This is a genomic window from Trichocoleus sp. ST-U1 (assembly GCF_039961835.1).
Lineage (GTDB): Bacteria > Cyanobacteriota > Cyanobacteriia > Cyanobacteriales > FACHB-T130 > FACHB-T130.
The window spans coordinates 1-18060 of sequence record NZ_JAMPJZ010000030.1 but is presented as its reverse complement, the minus strand read 5'-3'; the positions used below and the strand labels follow the sequence as shown (position 1 = coordinate 18060).

At 48.0% G+C, this 18060-nt stretch carries 17 protein-coding genes and 2 pseudogenes; 10 read left to right on the top strand and 9 right to left on the bottom strand.

Annotated features, from left to right (window positions below; genetic code table 11):
* Positions 1-101: 101 nt before the first annotated feature.
* On the bottom strand, positions 102-2804 hold the full coding sequence (locus NDA06_RS12945) for a TIGR03960 family B12-binding radical SAM protein (RefSeq protein WP_190985833.1): 2703 nt from the start codon (positions 2802-2804) through the stop codon (positions 102-104).
* A gap of 116 nt (positions 2805-2920) precedes the next feature.
* Positions 2921-3259, bottom strand: a complete 339-nt coding sequence (locus NDA06_RS12940; protein WP_190429570.1) for an STAS domain-containing protein — start codon at positions 3257-3259, stop codon at positions 2921-2923.
* 538 nt (positions 3260-3797) lie between these two features.
* Here NDA06_RS12940 and NDA06_RS12935 point away from each other — a divergent pair.
* Positions 3798-3992, top strand: a complete 195-nt coding sequence (locus NDA06_RS12935) for a hypothetical protein (RefSeq protein WP_190412161.1) — start codon at positions 3798-3800, stop codon at positions 3990-3992.
* A gap of 156 nt (positions 3993-4148) precedes the next feature.
* A pseudogene (locus NDA06_RS12930) lies at positions 4149-4905 on the top strand (aminotransferase class I/II-fold pyridoxal phosphate-dependent enzyme).
* Here NDA06_RS12930 and NDA06_RS12925 read toward each other — a convergent pair.
* A complete protein-coding gene (locus NDA06_RS12925; protein ID WP_190412162.1) occupies positions 4893-5276 on the bottom strand; it encodes a hypothetical protein in 384 nt (127 codons plus the stop codon). The pseudogene NDA06_RS12930 and the gene NDA06_RS12925 overlap by 13 nt on opposite strands.
* Here NDA06_RS12925 and NDA06_RS12920 point away from each other — a divergent pair.
* The 3 genes and pseudogenes from NDA06_RS12920 (at position 5268) to NDA06_RS12910 (ending at position 6171) form a co-directional block, all read left to right on the top strand.
* On the top strand, positions 5268-5411 hold the full coding sequence (locus NDA06_RS12920) for a hypothetical protein (RefSeq protein WP_190412163.1): 144 nt from the start codon (positions 5268-5270) through the stop codon (positions 5409-5411). The genes NDA06_RS12925 and NDA06_RS12920 overlap by 9 nt on opposite strands.
* A 153-nt stretch (positions 5412-5564) precedes the next feature.
* Positions 5565-5732: pseudogene (locus NDA06_RS12915) on the top strand (tetratricopeptide repeat protein); the annotation flags it as partial.
* A gap of 10 nt (positions 5733-5742) precedes the next feature.
* Positions 5743-6171 carry a DUF29 family protein gene (locus NDA06_RS12910; protein WP_190682853.1) on the top strand — a complete coding sequence of 143 codons (429 nt, stop codon included), beginning with the start codon at positions 5743-5745 and terminating at the stop codon, positions 6169-6171.
* Positions 6172-6309: 138 nt separating this feature from the next.
* On the opposite strand, the gene mutY is transcribed toward NDA06_RS12910, so the two are convergent.
* From mutY to NDA06_RS12895, 3 genes are all read right to left on the bottom strand, one after another.
* Positions 6310-7434, bottom strand: coding sequence for an A/G-specific adenine glycosylase (gene mutY / locus NDA06_RS12905; RefSeq protein ID WP_190985832.1), 1125 nt, complete (start codon positions 7432-7434; stop codon positions 6310-6312).
* Positions 7435-7464: 30 nt separating this feature from the next.
* The gene (locus NDA06_RS12900; RefSeq protein WP_190412166.1) at positions 7465-7812 is read right to left on the bottom strand and encodes a DUF760 domain-containing protein; all 348 of its coding nucleotides are present in this window, start codon (positions 7810-7812) and stop codon (positions 7465-7467) included.
* Positions 7813-8167: 355 nt separating this feature from the next.
* On the bottom strand, positions 8168-9127 hold the full coding sequence (locus NDA06_RS12895; protein WP_190412167.1) for an RNA polymerase sigma factor, RpoD/SigA family: 960 nt from the start codon (positions 9125-9127) through the stop codon (positions 8168-8170).
* 729 nt (positions 9128-9856) lie between these two features.
* Here NDA06_RS12895 and NDA06_RS12890 point away from each other — a divergent pair.
* Positions 9857-10501 carry a histidine phosphatase family protein gene (locus NDA06_RS12890; RefSeq protein WP_190985831.1) on the top strand — a complete coding sequence of 215 codons (645 nt, stop codon included), beginning with the start codon at positions 9857-9859 and terminating at the stop codon, positions 10499-10501.
* Positions 10502-10505: 4 nt separating this feature from the next.
* Entirely contained in the window at positions 10506-11552 is a 1047-nt protein-coding gene (locus NDA06_RS12885) for a glucokinase (protein WP_190985830.1), read from the top strand.
* 88 nt (positions 11553-11640) lie between these two features.
* On the opposite strand, the gene NDA06_RS12880 is transcribed toward NDA06_RS12885, so the two are convergent.
* The gene (locus tag NDA06_RS12880; RefSeq protein WP_190524911.1) at positions 11641-12975 is read right to left on the bottom strand and encodes an ABC transporter substrate-binding protein; all 1335 of its coding nucleotides are present in this window, start codon (positions 12973-12975) and stop codon (positions 11641-11643) included.
* 435 nt (positions 12976-13410) lie between these two features.
* Between NDA06_RS12880 and NDA06_RS12875 the strand changes: the two genes are divergently transcribed.
* The 3 genes from NDA06_RS12875 (at position 13411) to NDA06_RS12865 (ending at position 16584) form a co-directional block, all read left to right on the top strand.
* Positions 13411-14184, top strand: coding sequence for a YebC/PmpR family DNA-binding transcriptional regulator (locus NDA06_RS12875; RefSeq protein ID WP_190524909.1), 774 nt, complete (start codon positions 13411-13413; stop codon positions 14182-14184).
* 203 nt (positions 14185-14387) lie between these two features.
* Positions 14388-14843, top strand: a complete 456-nt coding sequence (locus NDA06_RS12870) for an orange carotenoid protein N-terminal domain-containing protein (protein WP_190412172.1) — start codon at positions 14388-14390, stop codon at positions 14841-14843.
* A gap of 394 nt (positions 14844-15237) precedes the next feature.
* Positions 15238-16584: an FAD-dependent hydroxylase gene (locus NDA06_RS12865; RefSeq protein WP_190985829.1), complete on the top strand. Its 1347-nt coding sequence runs from the start codon at positions 15238-15240 to the stop codon at positions 16582-16584.
* Here NDA06_RS12865 and NDA06_RS12860 read toward each other — a convergent pair.
* Together NDA06_RS12860 and NDA06_RS12855 are read right to left on the bottom strand one after the other, a co-directional pair.
* A complete protein-coding gene (locus NDA06_RS12860) occupies positions 16550-17383 on the bottom strand; it encodes a slipin family protein (protein ID WP_190412174.1) in 834 nt (277 codons plus the stop codon). The two genes, NDA06_RS12865 and NDA06_RS12860, sit on opposite strands and share 35 nt — an antisense overlap.
* A gap of 515 nt (positions 17384-17898) precedes the next feature.
* On the bottom strand, positions 17899-18060 hold a 162-nt coding region (locus tag NDA06_RS12855), incomplete at its 5' end, for a transposase (protein ID WP_190985828.1).

Here is an 18060-nt window from a genome sequence, read left to right as displayed (position 1 = left end):
GGGGCGCTGGGTTGTTAAACCGTTCCCAGAACAACATAAACTCAGGTTGTTCCGATAGCGGTAGGCGAATGTTGCCAAAGGTAGGAATCCCGATTCGACAATCAATCCTTCAGAAGCAGCTGACGTCGGTGAGCGTGCAACAGCTGAAACTCCCGCCCCGTCACTTGCTCCAACATCAAGACGATATGCTCCGGTCTTAGTACAGTTCCATCATTTTGACAACTGCCCAAATAGCGCAGAACAACGCCTTCTGCCGCTTTTTCTTGGCAAGCTAATGGGATATTGCCCTTCGCTTCGCTGGCGCTTCTTTGAGGTTCATATACCTCCAATTCAAACAAGCGATCGCGCAGATTTATCTGTTTCTTCTTCCCAGACTTCGTCGTTTGCTCAATTAAAATGCTCTCAGTGGCTTTAATCGCCTCTACCCAGCTTTGCCACTCCTCTGGTGACGCAGACTCAACCGCTGCCACCGCAATCAAATACTCGGCTTTTTCCAACAACTGAGTCGCGGAAGGAGCCTTCAAATCAACATCTGCCACCCGATAAACCGGGATATCAGACGGCAACTGGGCAGCTAACTTCTCCTGGAATGTCGCCACATCCATCGCCTGGGTTAGCTCAAAGTCCACAATTTCACCTTCACTGGTTGATCCCAATGACAGCGCACTCGCTGGAGAAATGCGGGGACTGGGATGAAACCCGCCCGTAAAAGCAACTGGCAATGCCGCCCGACGCACAGCACGGTCAAACAGGCGCACCAAATCTAGATGACTCACCAGCGCCATATCGCCCAGCTTACCCAACCAAACCCGCAACCGCTGCACCCTATCTGTATTCGGCGTGAAGTGTCCGGCAAATTCTGGAATCGGCAGCGGCTTGATAACAATATTGTGCCCAAAGTCAGACCCGCAAATGCCACAGTGAGAACAGCCTTCAAACGAGCAATCCGGCACTATCGCAGCTTCTAAAGCCCGTTTCAGGTCAGCGATTAGCCAGTTCTTATCAATTCCCGTATCGATATGATCCCAAGGCAACGGCGCATCGAATTGGGGATTGGGAATTGGGGATTGGGAATCGTCAATGGGTAGCGGTTGATTCCGATTCTCCACCCAGTTCCATTCGCCATTTTCAACAAGGCGGTATTTCCAGGTTAAGCCGGATTCTGCGATCGCGTCTCCCCAAGCCGCAAAAGCCCGCTCCACACTATCAAACCAGGCATCCATCCCCGCACCCAGTTCCCAAGCACGACGCAGCACTGATGCCAGACGCCTATCGCCCCGTCCAATAAAATCTTCCATCGCCGAAAGTCGCACATCGGTGAAGTTTACCTTCACCCCCCTCATCCCGCGAAACTCGTCGCGGAGAAGTTTCTGCTTCTGTTGAAACTCAGTTGTAGACACAGAGTGCCACTGGAAAGGCGTGTGAGGCTTCGGCGTAAAGTTAGAAATCGTCAGGTTGAAATGCAGACGCTTTCTGCCTTCAGTCCGACATTCTTGGTGTAGCCAACGGATAGTTTCGGCAATGCCGACCACATCTACATCCGTCTCTCCAGGCAGACCAATCATAAAATACAGCTTAATTTTTTCCCAGCCCTGCTCGTAGGCGGTTTTCACCCCTCGCAGCAATTCTGCGTTCGTCAACCCCTTGTTGATAATGTCCCGCATCCGCTGGGTTCCAGCTTCCGGCGCGAAAGTCAGCCCACTTTGTCGCGTCCCGCCCAGAATATTCGCGATATCTTCATCAAATCGGTCTACCCGTTGACTGGGTAAAGAGAGAGAAATATTTTCATCTTTGAGGCGATTTTTGATTTCCATCCCCACCGCCGGTAGAGATAGATAATCCGAACAACTCAAGGAGAGTAGGGAAAACTCGTTATATCCCGTCGCCCGCATTCCCTTTTCAATTGCCTCTACGACTTCCTGCGGTTCCACATCCCGCGCCGGACGAGTCAGCATTCCAGGCTGGCAGAAGCGACAACCGCGAGTACAGCCGCGCCGCACTTCAATGGTCAGTCGGTCGTGGACTGTCTCTACATAAGGCACTAGCCCGATGGAATAAGCTGGCAGGGGGGCAGCAACTCGCCGTAAAATCCGCTGGGGTACATCCGGGCGATTAGGATGGACTGAGCCATCTTCTGCCATGTCATAGAACTGAGGCACATATACGCCGGGTACTTGTGCCAAATTCAACAATAGTTGTTCTCGACTGAGTTGAGCTTTTTTGGCTTTTTCCACTACCCAGCCAATTTCTGGCAGCACTTCCTCGCCATCTCCCAGAGCCAAGAAATCGAAAAAGTCTGCGTAAGGTTCGGGATTCGAGGTTGCGGTCTGTCCCCCAGCAAAAATCAGGGGATAATTCCAGAGAAATTCTTCACTTTCCCCTGCGTCTGTGCTGGTGAGCCTTTCTCGCCACGTCAGAGGAATCCCGGCTAAATCAAGCATTTCCAGGATATTGGTGGCTCCTAGCTCGTAGCTGAGACTAAAGCCCAAAATGTCAAAATCTGTAAGACTTCGCCGCGATTCCACGGCAAATAGGGGCGTCTGTGTTTCTCGGAGTTTCGCCGCTAAATCTGGGGCTGGTAGATATGCGCGATCGCACAGCTGCCCCAATTGAGCATTCAATATGTTGTAGAGAATAATATGCCCAAGATTCGATGCACCCACTTCATAGATTTCTGGGTAGGTCAGAACCCACCGTACTGCCGCCGCTTCCCAAGGTTTGTGGACGGCTCCTAGCTCGTTTCCCAAATAACGAGCTGGTTTCTGTATCTCTGCTGTAAGTAGTTTCTCGACTGCGATCGCCACTGCAAAACGCTCCCTGCTTCCAGTGCCTCAGATTCAACCCTAGCACCAATTCAGGATTAGCACTCAGCAACCGCGCTTAACCTCTCAGTTTTTCCTTTAGAAGTATTTCCTTGTTCCTATACTCCAATGTTTGCTTCCAAGGCGGCAGGACTTTCTAAAATTTCAAAGACTCCGTCAAGTTGAGCCAGTTCAAAAATCATCCGAATGGAGGGCGACACTGAAGAGAGGCTAAACCGCCGTCCTAGACTGTGTGCTAAACGGTGAGCCGAAACAAACGCCATCAAGCCAGCACTATCGAGGAACTCTACTTGCGCCATATCAACTAGCACAATGGATTGATCGGGTGAAGAAACAGCTGCTGTGAGTTGACCTTGGAACTCAACCGCATTCGATGCGTTGATATGACCTTGGGGGCGAATAACTGCAACGTTGGGGCGAACTAGCGTATTTTGCATGACAATATCCTGTTTCAACTCTAAACAAAAATTTGTGTAATAGCTTCGACAATAAACGGTAAATATGATATTGCCTACCCCCTTTTAGGTAATTTGCTAAATCTTCATTAGTTACCTCCTTTTATATAAAGTTTTCAATAAGATTGCCTGAGAACGTGTTCTCTAATACGGACTTTCTATAAGTTCTATATTAAGAAAATCCTTCTATCCATCTTTTACAATCGATGCATCTAACCAAAGACGGATGTATTCTTTGTATAATCCTATGCGAAGCGCATTTCTGCAAGGCAGGGGCTTAGGTCTTCAAACGGACATCTGCTGCTATTCTTCACACGATTAAAACTCATTAACGATAATATTATTGCTATAAAGCATCAACTCCGGAGCTTCATGGAGTTGTCGGAAATTATTTAAAAAATCAGCGGCAATTGCGGCGAAACCCACAGTGATTTAGATCACTTTACAGTCTAGCTTTAGATCACTGGTTCATCTATATATTCAAACGATAATTTTTAAATGCGGAGTTCTATCGGTTTTTATGAGAACTACATACGCGATTCGTCAACTGGTAGAAAAAGCTCTCTATATTAAGAAATTAACTCCAGATATAGAGAACGAAATAAACTATGAATTGACCAGAATGGGTCACATTTCTGACGTTGATTATGAGGCACTGGAATTACTCATGTCAGAGATGGATGCCGGTCGAATTCAACTGGTACCAAGTGCATAAAAGACATTAAAAATTTAAGGTAGATTTAGTCGAGGGCACGAGACAATATTTGTGCCGTTGGAATCTTTCTAAATCAATCTTCTCATCCGTTTGACTCACCTGGCGGTCAACTGTCTAATTGTTTCTACTTGCTCTTTTTTCAGTTGTTAAATCGTCGTGCAGTTTGCCAAACGTTTAGAAAAGACCCCGTCCTACCTATTTGCCAAGATTAATCGCAAGCAGCATGAAACGGTCACCAAAGGGGTGAACATCATCAACATTGGAGTTGGCGATCCAGACCGTCCGACGCCAGCGCATATTGTCCAGGCGATGCATGAGGCGATTAACGAGCTTTCGACTCATAACTATCCCCCCGATCGGAGAACTAAAGAATACCGCAAAGCTGCTGCGGATTGGATGGAACGCCGCTTGGGTGTCGCTGGCTTAAATATAGAATTTCAAAGTTTATCTAAGTCTTACAAGATGACCGCCGGGTGGGTTGGTTTTGTTGTGGGGAATCCTACCGAAATTAAGGGACTGGGACAAGTTAAAACCAATGTAGATTCTGGCATTTTTAAGGCAATTCAACGAGCAGCGATCGCTGCTCGTTGAAACCTCAGAAGAAGAACGCCAAGCGGTGATGTCAGTTTACCAAAACCGTCGTAATATCATCGTTGACGGATTGCAATCTTTAGGATGGCCCATTGAGTCTCCCAAAGCAACCCTCTCTATTTGGGTACCTGTTCCCAAAGGTTATACTTCAACGGAATTTGTCACCCTGTTACTGGAGAAATGCGGTCCGATCGTGCCCCCTGGAAACGGGTCTGGTGCTGCTAGGGAAGGCTTTTTTCGGATTGCCCTCACCGTGGCAGATGAACGGATGCACGAAGCGATTCAACGCATCAGAAAAGCTGAAATTCGCTACGAAGCCTGAAAATCACTCTGATTGGCTTGCCAAACTTGGCGGACAAACCAACTGAGTTGCCGATGGGCCTCAGAGGCGTCCGCTGTCGCATCTGGGGCGTCCAGTTGCATTAACAGGGGAATCACCTCGGTATCCAGTGCTGGTCGAAACAACGTTACAGGCCATACTAAATCGGCACCCTGACGCAAATCGTACAGCGTTGGTAACACGTTGGCATTATCGTCTGAAACGATAGTAAGCATCAAAGGACGCACCCAGCATATCTGCCGTGAATCGACAACTTGTATCACGTCAGCGTACAGACGAGTATTTTCATGGTCTAAACAAACAATCTGACAAGGCTGAAAGTTAGGGGCGGAACCGCTTGAGGCTTGCTTCACAATCAAGAATGGCTAGTGCGAGTTGCTTCTTTATTGTACGAAGTTGGTTGGGTGGTCTCAGAAGCACCGGCGATTATAAATCGCGGCTATACAAACGAAACCCGCCGTCGCGGGTTAAGAGGGCGATCGCTTTGACTTTAGTTCGGTTGATTTACCTCTGAAGGTGATGAGAAAGCCGAACCGTTATACAAGCAAGCATTGGAAATGCGGAAACGCCTGGATGGAGAGAAGCATCCTGATGTAGCTAAAACCCTCAACCACCTAGCTTAGCTCTGCGAATTTCAAGAGCGATATGATGAGGCTGACACCTTTTACAACCAATCCTTAGAGATTTTTGAGGGATGCTTAGGGACAGAGCATCCAAGAACTATTAAGGTGAGTGAAAAGCTGGAACGTTGCCACGCCCAAGCAGATGAGCGATCGCTTCAAAATCCCATAGAAACAACTGAGGATTAAATCAGCCGTTATGGAAGAACTATTAGACCTTAAAGAATTGCTACTAAAGGGTGACATCCAAGGATCGTTAGCGATTGTAGAAGAACTCGAAGAAATGAGCCGAAACGATATAGTTAAGACGATTCGTAGTTATGCAGTGATTCTGCTACTGCATCTAATTAAACAGCAAGCTGAAAGTCGCACAACTCGTTCTTGGGAAGTCTCGATTCGCAATTCTGTTCGAGAAATTCAGAGGGAAAATAAGCGTCGTAAAGCAGGAGGTCACTACCTAGCGCCAGAAGAGTTGGTTGAAACCCTAGAAGAAGCCTACTTGAATGCTATTGATGAGGCTTCCCTAGAGGTAGAAGAAGGACGTTATGAGCCAGAAGAATTAGAACAACTCATTAATAAAAAAGAGATTCTAAATTGTGCCTTGGCTTTAATCTTACCGCCAGCGTAAAGTCGTCTGGAAGTCAGAATGATACTAAAAATTTTATAAAAAAGATTGAGTGCGATCGCACTCTTCCCTATTCCCTCTTTTCTTTGCGTCCTTTGCGTCCTTTGCGTTTTTGCGGTTCGTAAATCGAATTAGAAAATTCTAAGCCTGCCGCAGGGCATCGATAATTTGGATGTTCGCTTTGGGAAAGGGAAACTGATCGATTTCGTCCAGTGTCACCCAGCGGATTTCATCGGATTCGATCGGTTGGGGAATGCCTGTGAGGTGGCGACAGTGATGGACGTTGAGGGTGACGCGGAAGTGGGTATAGGTGTGGTCAATGGTGATGAGATGTTTTCCCACTTCAATTTCAATGCCCAATTCCTCCTGAATTTCTCTTTTAATGCATTCCTCGACGGTTTCACCAGGCTCTAATTTGCCGCCAGGGAATTCCCAAAGACCTCCCAGAAGACCGTTCTGGGGTCTGCGATCGATGAGAATTTCTTTCTGCTCGTTCCAGATAACGGCAACGCCGATGTTTTTGTGGGGGATGGGGGAAGAGGTTTCGCGCATGGGTAAAGTTGACTGAATATTCAAATTGTATGCGCGACAGTGGGACATCCAGGGACATCTGTTGCAGGCTGGGTTGTGGGGAGTGCAGATAGTGGCTCCCAAATCCATCAGCGCCTGATTAAAATCTCTGGGCTGTTCGGGGTCGAGGAGGCTCTCTGAGAGCTGCCAGAGTGGTTTTGTTGCTTTTGTTGGTGGCATTGGCAATGCTACCAGCCGCGCTAAAACCCGCTTGACGTTGCCATCTAGAATCGCCACGGGTTGATTGAAGGCGGCGCTGAGGATGCCCCCGGCGGTGGTGCGTCCAATCCCGGATAAAGCTAAAACGTCTGATAGGTGGGTAGGAAAAATTCCGTTGTGACTTTGGATAATTTCCTGAGAGGCTTTGTGCAGATTACGGGCACGGGCGTAGTAACCGAGTCCCTGCCAAGCTTTGAGGACTTGCTGCAAGTCAGCAGCGGCGAGGGTTTCAATTGTGGGAAATTGGGCTAACCACCGCTGGTAGTAAGGAATAACTGTTTTTACCTGGGTCTGCTGGAGCATGATTTCCGATACCCAGATGGCGTAGGGGTCGGGGTGGTGACGCCAGGGGAGGTCTCGACCGTTTTGGGAGTACCAGGCTAGAAGCGATCGCCTAAACTCCAAAATAGCAGAACTCGGCAGACTGACTTCCCAGTCTGCCGAGCCGCTTTGTTGCTGCAATTGCAGTACAATCATCGGAACTGGCGCTGATGCCGCTCAATTTGCCTATTCAGCATCAGATACATTGACTTCAGTAGCACCTGTCAAGGCATTTTCAAAGGTCATTCTTTGTTCGGCGTTCCGCAAGAAATAGCCGCTAATCATCGCCGAAGCCAGCATACGCCCTAAGTTTTCACGATTGGTGGTGATCGTTACACCAAAATGTTCTGGTGGTAGGTGCCCCAACAGCCCAACAATATTGCGTTCCATCACCTGAAATACTTCCTGAGACGCGGGTTTGGAAAGCTGAGTAATCGTCTCTGGACTCATGGATTGGACGTATTGCCAAAGCAAGTTGCCGCCTTCCGACTCACCTTCAAAGAACTCTGAGACTCGATTTGACGGGTTGTTCACTTTGTTTCTCCGTACTTTCTAGAGGCAGCTACTCTCAAATCCTTGTACCAGGGTAGATCGCTGCTCAATACTTGTTCTATCGATCGACTCGGAAACGGGTTCCGAGAGTTGTAAATCCTTCTAATACCCTTAATTTAGCAGGCTCCTTCCGGGGTCACAGTGGGCAGAACCGAACTTTAAACGGCGGATTCTTTTACCTTTATTAAGTGCTGAGAAAGTTCATACTCAAAACTTAAAACTGGCTACTCAGTCCTCAGTCCTCAGCCCTAACTCCTCAGCCCTGACTCCTAATCCCTGACTCCTCAGTCCTCAGCCCTCAGTCCTCAGTCCTAACTCCTCAGTCCTGACTCCTCAATTAGCTAGCCGCAATATATTCCCGCATATCGGCTTTGCGCTTGCGAAGCTTGGAGAGGGCTTCCCGTTCGATTTGCCGTACTCGTTCCCGACTGATGTTGAGAAGTTCGCCAATTTTTGCCAGCGTCATGGCTTGTCCATCGGCTAAACCAAACCGCAGCGCTAATACCTCGCGTTGTTGAGGAGTTAAGTCTGACATTAGTTTTTCTAAGTCAACTTGGAGGGAAGATTGAGTTGCGAAGTCTTCTGGGGAAGGGCCGGTGTCTTCCAGTAGTTCTACCAGTTCTGTATCCTGATTATCTCCGACACGCAGATCCAAAGAAAGGGGCTGACGCGCCCGCTCTAGGTACTCCCGAACTTGCTTGGGGGTCAATTCTAGTTCGGCGGCGAGTTCGCCGACTGTAGCAGCTCGTCCCAAGTTTTGAGCAAGTTGGCGCTGAGCTTTCTTAATTTTGTTGAGTTTTTCGGTGATGTGAATGGGGAGGCGAATGGTGCGTCCTTTTTCTGCGATCGCGCGAGTAATCGCCTGCCGAATCCACCAATACGCATAAGTGGAAAATCGGTAGCCTTTGGTGGGGTCAAATTTTTCGACGCCCCGCTGCATTCCCATTGTACCTTCCTGGATTAAGTCCAAGAGGTCTACATTACGTTTGATGTACTTTTTGGCAACCGAGACAACGAGCCGCAAGTTGGCTTCGACCATCTTGCGCTTGGCGATTTCACCCACTGCGATCGCCTGCTGTAATTCTTTCTCTGACAACCCAGTTGAAGAAGCCCACGCCTCATCGGTTGGCTCGTGTCCTAACTGCAACAAGAGTGAATTTTTTACTTCCTGCAAGGTGGCTAAGCGCTGTACTTGTTTCCCATAAAGGATTTCCTGCTCGTGAGTGAGCAGGGGAACGCGCCCAATTTCTCGCAAGTAAGCACGGACGGTATCTGTAGAGGTCTGAGCAGTTTTCATAGCGCTGAGTCTTGAATCAGAGCGATAATTTAAAGCGATCGCAATTGTAAACTATTGTAACCTTTCTGAAAGGAGCTGTGTCTATCCCAAGAGGGGGGTTCCCGTGCCGTTTCCTTCAACATCAGCTAGTAAAAGGGTACCCACGAATCCATCGGATAATTGCATCTTGAGAAACAAAATGAGAAAAATCTTGCAGATGCTTACTGACACTCAGCGACATTGATAGGTGGGGGTAGGACGATGCTCGCGGCACCTTGGTCTCCAGGAAAAAGTATTACGAAGCGTTAGCAACTCCAATTGAGCAATTGCTCTCATCAGTGAGGGACGCGATCGCGGTATTACATTATTGCACCAGGTCTGAGAGCGAAAAGCCGAAAAATAGGGATTTTCTTAAGCAAAAGGATGACTTTCTGGGCGCAAAGTGCCAGAAAACCTGGTAATCGCAGTTTGAGGAGAATCCGGTCTGTCTATTCCGCTTGGAAAACTTGGGAGAAACGACTGAGATTGATTTTGCAGAGTATATTAAATTGGCAGCTTGCTCAAGAGGCTGCGATCGCCATCGCTTTCTACCATTTTGGATTTTAGATTATAGAAGACGAGCTAGCGATAGCGAAGCGCTGACTTGTCAGTTCGCGTCTGGAGCCAGCTGCCACTTCCAACAATTGATTGGCGGCGACCTTTAGGTGAAATCGTATCCGGCTTGCTCTTTGCTCATTATCCCCTAAACCCATGACCCAAACCGTCTGGATTGCAAGACACGCCAACCGCCTCGACTTCGTGAACCCCGACTGGTTCTTAACCGCCGAACGTCCCTACGATCCACCCCTGTCTGAGGACGGCGTGGAACAAGCCAAACAACTCGCGCAGCGCCTGAAGGGAGAAAAGATTGCCCATATTTTTGCCTCGCCCTTCCTGCGAACGGTACAAACGGCGCACCAAGTTGCACAAGTGCTGAATTTACCCATCAAACTTGAGTCTGGCTTAAGCGAATGGTTAAATCCTCACTGGATACCAGCGATGCCTGAAAGATTGTCAATGGAAGCATTGCACGAGCAATTTCCCCAAATTGACCTCAGTTACACTTCTCGCGTAATCGCGAATTATCCCGAAACTGGGGAAGAAGTAATGGAACGCTCTGGGGAAGTCGCAAGACGCCTTGCATCTGAGTTTTCCGAAGATATCTTATTGGTGGGTCACGGTGCATCAGTGCTGGGTGCAACTCTCGGTATCCGGGGGGGTACAGCCGAAACTGAAGTAAACGCCGCGCTGTGTTGTTTGGTTAAGCTGGTGCGCGATGGTGAAGAATGGGTGATGGAACTCAATGGAGATGTTTCTCACTTGAGTCAAACTGAAAAAGTCATCCGGTTTAATTAAGGTCATGGGATTGTTATTAGCAGGGGATATCGGGGGTACTAAGACGATTCTGCGCTTGGTAGAAGCGTCTGATTCTGGGGAATTATTGCAAACTCTGTATGAGGAGATTTTCCCTAGTGGCAATTTTCCCGATTTGGTGCCAATGGTGCGGCAGTTTTTGACGGCAGCGGCTGGACAACTCGGCGAGACACCGAAACCGGAAAAAGCTTGTTTTGCGATCGCGGGTCCTGTTGTCAACAACACCTCTATCCTGACCAATCTATCTTGGTCGCTTGATAGCAAACGGCTGGAGCAACAATTGGGAATCGCTGCGGTTGGTTTAATCAACGATTTCGCTGCCGTTGGCTATGGTGTCTTGGGTTTAACTGGATCAGACTTGTACACTTTGCAAGCTGGCAAGCATCAGGAAGACGCCCCGATTGGCGTGATTGGTGCGGGTACCGGCTTAGGACAAGGGTTTTTAATCCGCTTAGCATCCAACGCCCATAAAGTGTTCCCCTCGGAAGGCGGACACGCTGACTTTGCACCTCGCTCGGAGTTAGAATTTCAGCTGTTGAAATATCTGCTCGATAAGCACAATATTCAGCGAATTTCAGTCGAGCGAGTGGTTTCCGGTCTAGGCATCGTCTCAATTTACCAGTTCCTAAGAGATCGGAAAATTGCTGAGGAATCGTCAGAAATTGGGCAGATGATTAGAAACTGGGAACAAGAGATCGGGCAGAAAGACAAGACGATCGATCCTGCGGCGATTATTGGTAAAGCTGCTTTGGAAAAGAGCGATCGCTTGTGCGAACAAACGATGCAAATCTTTGTGGAAGCTTACGGTGCCGAAGCCGGGAATCTCGCTATCAAACTATTACCTTATGGCGGTTTTTACGTTGCTGGTGGCATCGCCGCCAAAATTCTGCCGTTGATTCAAGAAGGCAGTTTCCTCCATGCCTTTCTGAACAAAGGTCGCGTGAGTCCGTTACTCGAAAGAATGCCGGTGCATATTGTGCTAAATCCGCGAGTGGGACTCATTGGAGCCGCCGTCTGTGCTGCTAGATTGTAGGCAGTGTCAATAATGGGAAACGCTTTCGGATTGCTAAGAGGGGATACTTTGGCGTCTTGACAAATTTGCTGTACCGAAAGCGTTTAAATTACTTAAAAATCAAATCTAGCCGCTGCTGGGCGTTTTTGAGTGCTTCCTGGGGCGAACTTTTGCCGAGTAAGACAGATTCCAGCGCTCTGCCGACATTTTCGGAAACCCGATTATAACCCGTGAAGATAGGACGCGATCGCCCAAACTTTGCTTGCTCTAAAAACACTTTCACTGCCGGTTGTTCGGCGACAAAGGCTTGATATTTGGCACTTTGCCGCGCCTTCAGATTTACGGGTAGGTAGCCGGTACCGAGTGCCCATTCGGTCTGAAATTCCTCTCCCGCAACATATTCAGCAAACGTCCATGCCGCTTTTTCTCGGTCTGGGGTTGTTTTTAAAATAAACAGATTCTCGCCCCCCGTCGCCGTAGCTTGTTCTTTTTGTGCTGGGATGGGGAAAACGCCAAAATCAACGCCAGTGGCTTTCAGTTGCCCCAGCGTCCAAGGGCCAGTCAGTTGCATTGCGACCTTTCCGGCAAGGAAGTTATCGGTTTCATAGCCTCGTTCTGGTAGAGACAGAATGGTTGAGCCGTCTTCAATTAAATTGCGCCAAAATTGAAGGGCAGCGATCGCGCCTTGATTGTTAGCTAAAGCGATCGCAGAAGCTTCTTGCCCTTGAGCATTTCCCAACTCACCGCCGCCACTCCACATAAATGGCAACCAAAGGAATACTGCAAATTCTCCCTTTCCTAAGGGCAAAAACATCCCGTGTTGGTCGATGCGCTTGTCGCCATTTGTATCGCGGGTTAAAGTACGAGCAACTTGCCGCAATTCGTCCCAAGTTTTGGGCAACTCGGTGATTCCCGCTGCCTTAAACAAACTGGGACGATAAAAAACTCCGACATTATTCGTCCCAAACGGCACCGACCAAGTATGACCCGCGTACTGCATTGATTCAAACAAGGCGGGGTCAATTTCGTCGCGGACGGGGGATTGCGCCAGCCAATTTTCCATAGGCGCGATCGCATCCAATTCTACTAACTGACCCGTCAGCGTTGCGTTAAACCACAACAGATCCGGCGGCGCATTTCCCACTACCGCTGCCAAAATCTTCGGTAACTGCTGATCCGCTTGTCCCACATAAAGGGATTCCACCTGAATCTTCGGATGCGCCTGATTGAACTTGTCCACCAGCGACTGCAACACATCCCGATTCGGCGGCGGATTCACCCCTTGCCACAACGTCAGTCGGATGACATCCGCGGCTTCCGAACGCCCCGACTGTAGCTGACATCCTGCCAATCCTAACAGAACAATGCTTAATAGCAACCCCCGGCTCAAAAAACTCCACAGGTTTTGGAAAAAATTACTAGACCCGTTAAATCCAACTGACATAATTGAATGCCCAATTTTGAACCGAAACAGCTTTAAAATACTCATCATCAGCGACTAAAAGCCATCTTTTTGCTTAAAAACAATTGGTTTTTGCAAATATTTTTTACACTTATAATTTTCTTGCTTAAACTAAAACATCTGCTTGATTGATTTAAAGTAAAGCTTTAGCTATTGGCTACGCAGGGTATAGAAACAAGATTAAGAGGATGTCTGAGAAGTGTCAAAAGTTGATTTTATCCTCCCAGTCCCCCTTAAAAAGAAGGGATAAGTTTCTCAAAGACCCCCAATTTATCGGGAGATTTAGGGGGATCTCTACCGTTTAAGCGTCTCGATTATGACTTTTCAGGCATCCTCCTAAGCGGATAGGCTTGGTATGAAGTACGGTTGATTTTTGTTTATCCTATGTTTGGACGATCGTATAAATAATTTCAGTCTATGGCTGGACATAGTAAGTGGGCAAATATTAAGCGTCAGAAGGCGAGAGTGGATGCAGTGAAGGGCAAAACCTTCACTCAGCTAGCTCGCGCGATTATTGTGGCAGCTCGCAGTGGTATACCAGACCCAGCAGGTAATTTTCAACTCCGCACGGCGATTGATAAGGCGAAGGCGGCTGGGATTCCGAATGAGAATATTGAACGAGCGATCGCAAAAGGTGCGGGGACTTGGGGAGCGGATGGCGCTCAGCTAGAAGAAATTCGCTACGAAGGTTATGGTTCCGGCGGCGTGGCAATTTTGGTGGAAGCGCTCACCGATAATCGCAATCGTACTGCCGCTGATTTGAGAGCGGCTTTTAGCAAAAATGGCGGTAATCTCGGTGAAACCGGCTGCGTCTCGTGGATGTTTGAGCAGAAAGGTGTCTGTATCCTGCAAGGAGTGGTTGACGAAGAGGAGCTATTGGAGACGTCCCTGGAAGGGGGTGCTGAGTCCTACGAACTGACACAGGAGGAGGATACGGAGGGAGCCGACGTGTTTACCTCTGTGGCAAATTTGGAGAACCTAGAGCGAACCTTAAAGGAGAAAGGCTTTAAAGTCACCGAGGTGGAACTGCGCTGGATTCCTAACAATACGGTGGAAGTTGGCGATTCACAGCAGGCGCGATCGCTCCTCAAATTGATTGACACCCTAGAAGGACTCGATGATGTGCAAAACGTTACCGCTAACTTCGAGATGGCGGATGAGCTGATGTCTCTGAGTTTAGTGAATGGCTAATTGATGGGAATTCTGTTTTCCCTGCCTTAAGAGCGATCGCGTGTCTCTACATCCGTCTTCAGGCGCGATCGCTATCTCTGTCTTAAGCGAGGTTAATCTCCGGTCGCCAGCTTATTAAATCTTAATATTGAGGCAAAACGAACTTGTTTCAGCGGCTCAGTTCCCTGAGCTGTCATTAAAGCAAAACAATCGGAGATTCATAAATGACATTTACTACCAACGACACCAGCAAACAAGCCTTACAAAAGTTTCAGGGCTTTGATGTAGATACTCAGCTTGCCATCCTGTGGTTCGGCTACCTCGACATCAAAGACCAACTGACACCAGCAAATGCCACTTCTGCCCAAGAAGAAGCTGCCGCCTTATACCATGCAATCCTGGCAATGCCCAAGGAAGAACAGCTACAGGCGCAACGCGACATCGCTTCACGAGCCGATACTGATATTAGCCGTGCCTATAAAGCTGTAAGTTCTAGCTCTAAGCTGGATGTGTGGCTCCGGTTAGCACAAGGCATGGACAAAGGTGAAATCATTACGGTGCCTTCTGACTATCAACTGCCCGAAGAAACCAACGATTTTGTTGCTCAAATCAAGCAACTGGACTTTGAAGAGCGGATTAATTTCACCCGCAGTGCTGTAATCGAAATGGGTGCTAAGTAGTCTGAAGTTGTGCCCTTTGAGAGTATGAAATCAGTCTTAAACATTGCACCGATTTTCAAAACATCTCTTCTAGAGACCGCTAATAAGAAAGAGGAAGCTACTTCAGATGCCTAACCTTTAGCAAGCTTCCTCGTTATGCATCCCCCACTAAGTGCAAAGCAATTAGTGGGGTAATTTTTTATTCTACCAAACTGCATCCAGAGCATCGGTGTGTTGTCCTCTCCCTAACCCAATACTTGTTGGCGTCCAAAAACCGAATTCCCAGCCACCAAGGGCAAGGAAAGAGCCTGGGGATTCGGTTGTTTACTAGACATCGCGCTTCTCAACTTGATTGCTCCCTCTGTTCGCGTCACAATAGTAAATATTCTTATTGTTTTGACTAATTTTGTTAACAATGGCGCTGGAACAGACCGTTCAAACAATTTCGTCGCCGCAGACATCGGCAGCCCAGCAAGGCTTTGACTACGACTTAGCGATTGTGGGCGGTGGAATTATTGGGGCAACTCTCGCTTGTGCCTTAAAAGATTCTGGGCTGCGGGTAGCATTGATTGAGCGATCGCCCCAGTCTGCTGCTGTTGCCATCGGACGCGCTTATGCCATATCCCTAATGTCAGGCCGCATCTTCGAGGGAATGGGTGTTTGGGATAAAATACTGCCTCAAATCAATGCATTTCAACAAATTCGCTTATCTGACGCCGATTATCCCGGCATCGTGCAATTTTCTCCCCAAGATTTAGGGACAGAAAGGCTAGGGTATGGGGCGGAACATCGGGTGCTGCTGACGGCTTTGCAGGATAGCTTGAGAGATTGCCCGAATGTGTCTTGGTTGTGTCCGGCGGAAGTGGTAAGTGCAGACTATCAAGCTGACGCGGTAGAGATAGAGATTGTCGTCACAGGGGAAGTTCCCCACTCTAAAATTCAACCTTCCCAAACCTCGGAGATCCCCCCCAATCCCCCCTCAAACAGCGGGGGCGATCAGGGGAAGCAAACATCCAAAATCAGAACGCGCTTGCTGGTAGCGGCGGATGGGGCGCGATCGCCCATCCGCGAAGCCGCTGGTATCCGCACCCAAGGATGGCATTACTGGCAATCCTGTGTGGTGGCAACGATTAAACCAGAAAAACCCCACCAGAATATCGCCTACGAACGCTTTTGGCCTAGTGGCCCGATGGGGGTTCTACCGCTACCGGGGAACCGCTGTCAGGTTGTTTGGACTGCCCCGCATACAGAAGCGAAAGCTTTGAAGGAAATTGACGAAAAAGAGTTTTTGGCGGAACTGGAACGACGCACTGCTGGACTGTTGGGGCGTCTAGAACTAGAAGGCGATCGCTATGTTTTCCCGGTGCAATTGATGCAAAGCGATCGCTACACGCTTCCTCGACTCGCCTTGATTGGTGATGCTGCCCATTGTTGCCATCCAGTGGCGGGACAAGGCATGAATTTGGGGATTCGGGACGCAGCAGCGATCGCCCAAGTTTTAAAATCTGCCCATAATTTAGGGGAAGATATCGGGGATATACAGGTACTTAAACGTTACGAACGCTGGCGTAAACAAGAAAACCTAACAATTTTAGGCTTTACCGATTTCTTAGATCGGATGTTTTCTAATAATTGGTTGCCAGTGGTAGCAATTCGCCGCTTGGGTTTATGGATGCTGCGGCGAATTCGTCCTGTTAAGACCTTTGCTTTGCAGCTAATGACAGGGCTTAGAGGGCGTCATCCTGAACTGGCTTCTCGGTAAAAATTACCTCCGGTTGAAAAGGACGTACCTCGGATTGATTGCCATTCGAGATCCCGGCAGTCAAATTCTTTGCCGCTTGCATGATATCGGACGGCATCATAATTACTGTCGTCGTGTTATTTTCCGCCCCAATTTCTGTCAGCATTTGTAGGCGTCGCAGCTCCAATACAGCGGGGTTCTTCATAATCATTTGCGAAGCTTCTGCTAGCTTAATTGAAGCTTCCTGTTCTGCCGCTGCTTTAATGAGCCTGGCTCGTTTTTCTCGAATTGCTTCCGCTTCTTTCGCCATTGCCCGCTGCATCGCCAGGGGAATTTCTACGTCTTTCATTTCCACCCGTTCAATCACAATCCCCCAAGGTTCTGTGATTTCATCGACTATTTCTTGGACTTTAGTATTAATTTTATCCCGGCTTTGTAAGACATCATCCAGGATATTTTGACCTACTACATTCCGTAAAGTCGTCAATGCGATTTGGTAAACCGCCATATTGTAATCTTCAACCCGGTTGATAGCCTTTGACGGGTCAAGAATTCGGTAATAAAGAACAGCATTTACTTTAATCGTCACGCTGTCCGCCGTAACAGTTTCTTGGGGTTCAATATTTACCGTTTTGGTACGGACATCGATCTGCATTTTTTGATCGATCCAGGGAATAATCCAATACATCCCTGGCCCCATAACGCCCTTTGTTCTACCCAGTCGAAAGATGACGCCGCGTTCGTATTCTCGATCTAGTTTAAGTCCAGAAGCTGCTAGAACGAAAAAGAAAACTAAAAGTGTGCCTAGAGTGGTGCCCATATTTGGCAAAAGGAAATCGTTACTAAGCCCATTCTAGACTCGCTGACAGAGTTATAGCAGGATACAGATTACCAGCCGGATCTGGCAAACCAAAGCAGCAGTATGGATGCCACGCACAAAGTAATAAATTGCAAAACAATTATTTGAACTAACCACCGAATTGTTAAGATAATTTTCATAGCTTTCCCCTCACTTATAACTGGCTGAAAAATCGCGGATGTCTCCAATATTAGCGATTGATTAATGGAGATTTGTGATGAAAGGGTTGCCCAAATGTGACAACTTTTGTCCAGGTTTGTGATGAGTGTCACTTCCGCCTCGTCTCAGACGCTGAATTTGGCTGTGTCGAAAACTGGAATAACCAAAAACAGAATCATTGTGGCATACCGTTTCATGCGAACAGCCCTTCCGTACACTATCGCTGAATCATAACAATACTCTTTTTTAACACGATGCTGGAGGTTTCCCCTAACCCCCCAATCATCCCGGATTTATGAGGAATTTTAAGTAAGTGCTTAAGCAAAATTAATTACATATTCGGTTCCGACTTTTTTTAGCACATTTTTGACATACTTTACTAAACTTTTCCAGTCCCGATAAGCCTCTATCTCTATCCATTCATATTTCATAAACTTCCATAAGATTTCAATTAAGTTGAGTTCGGGTGAATAAGGGGG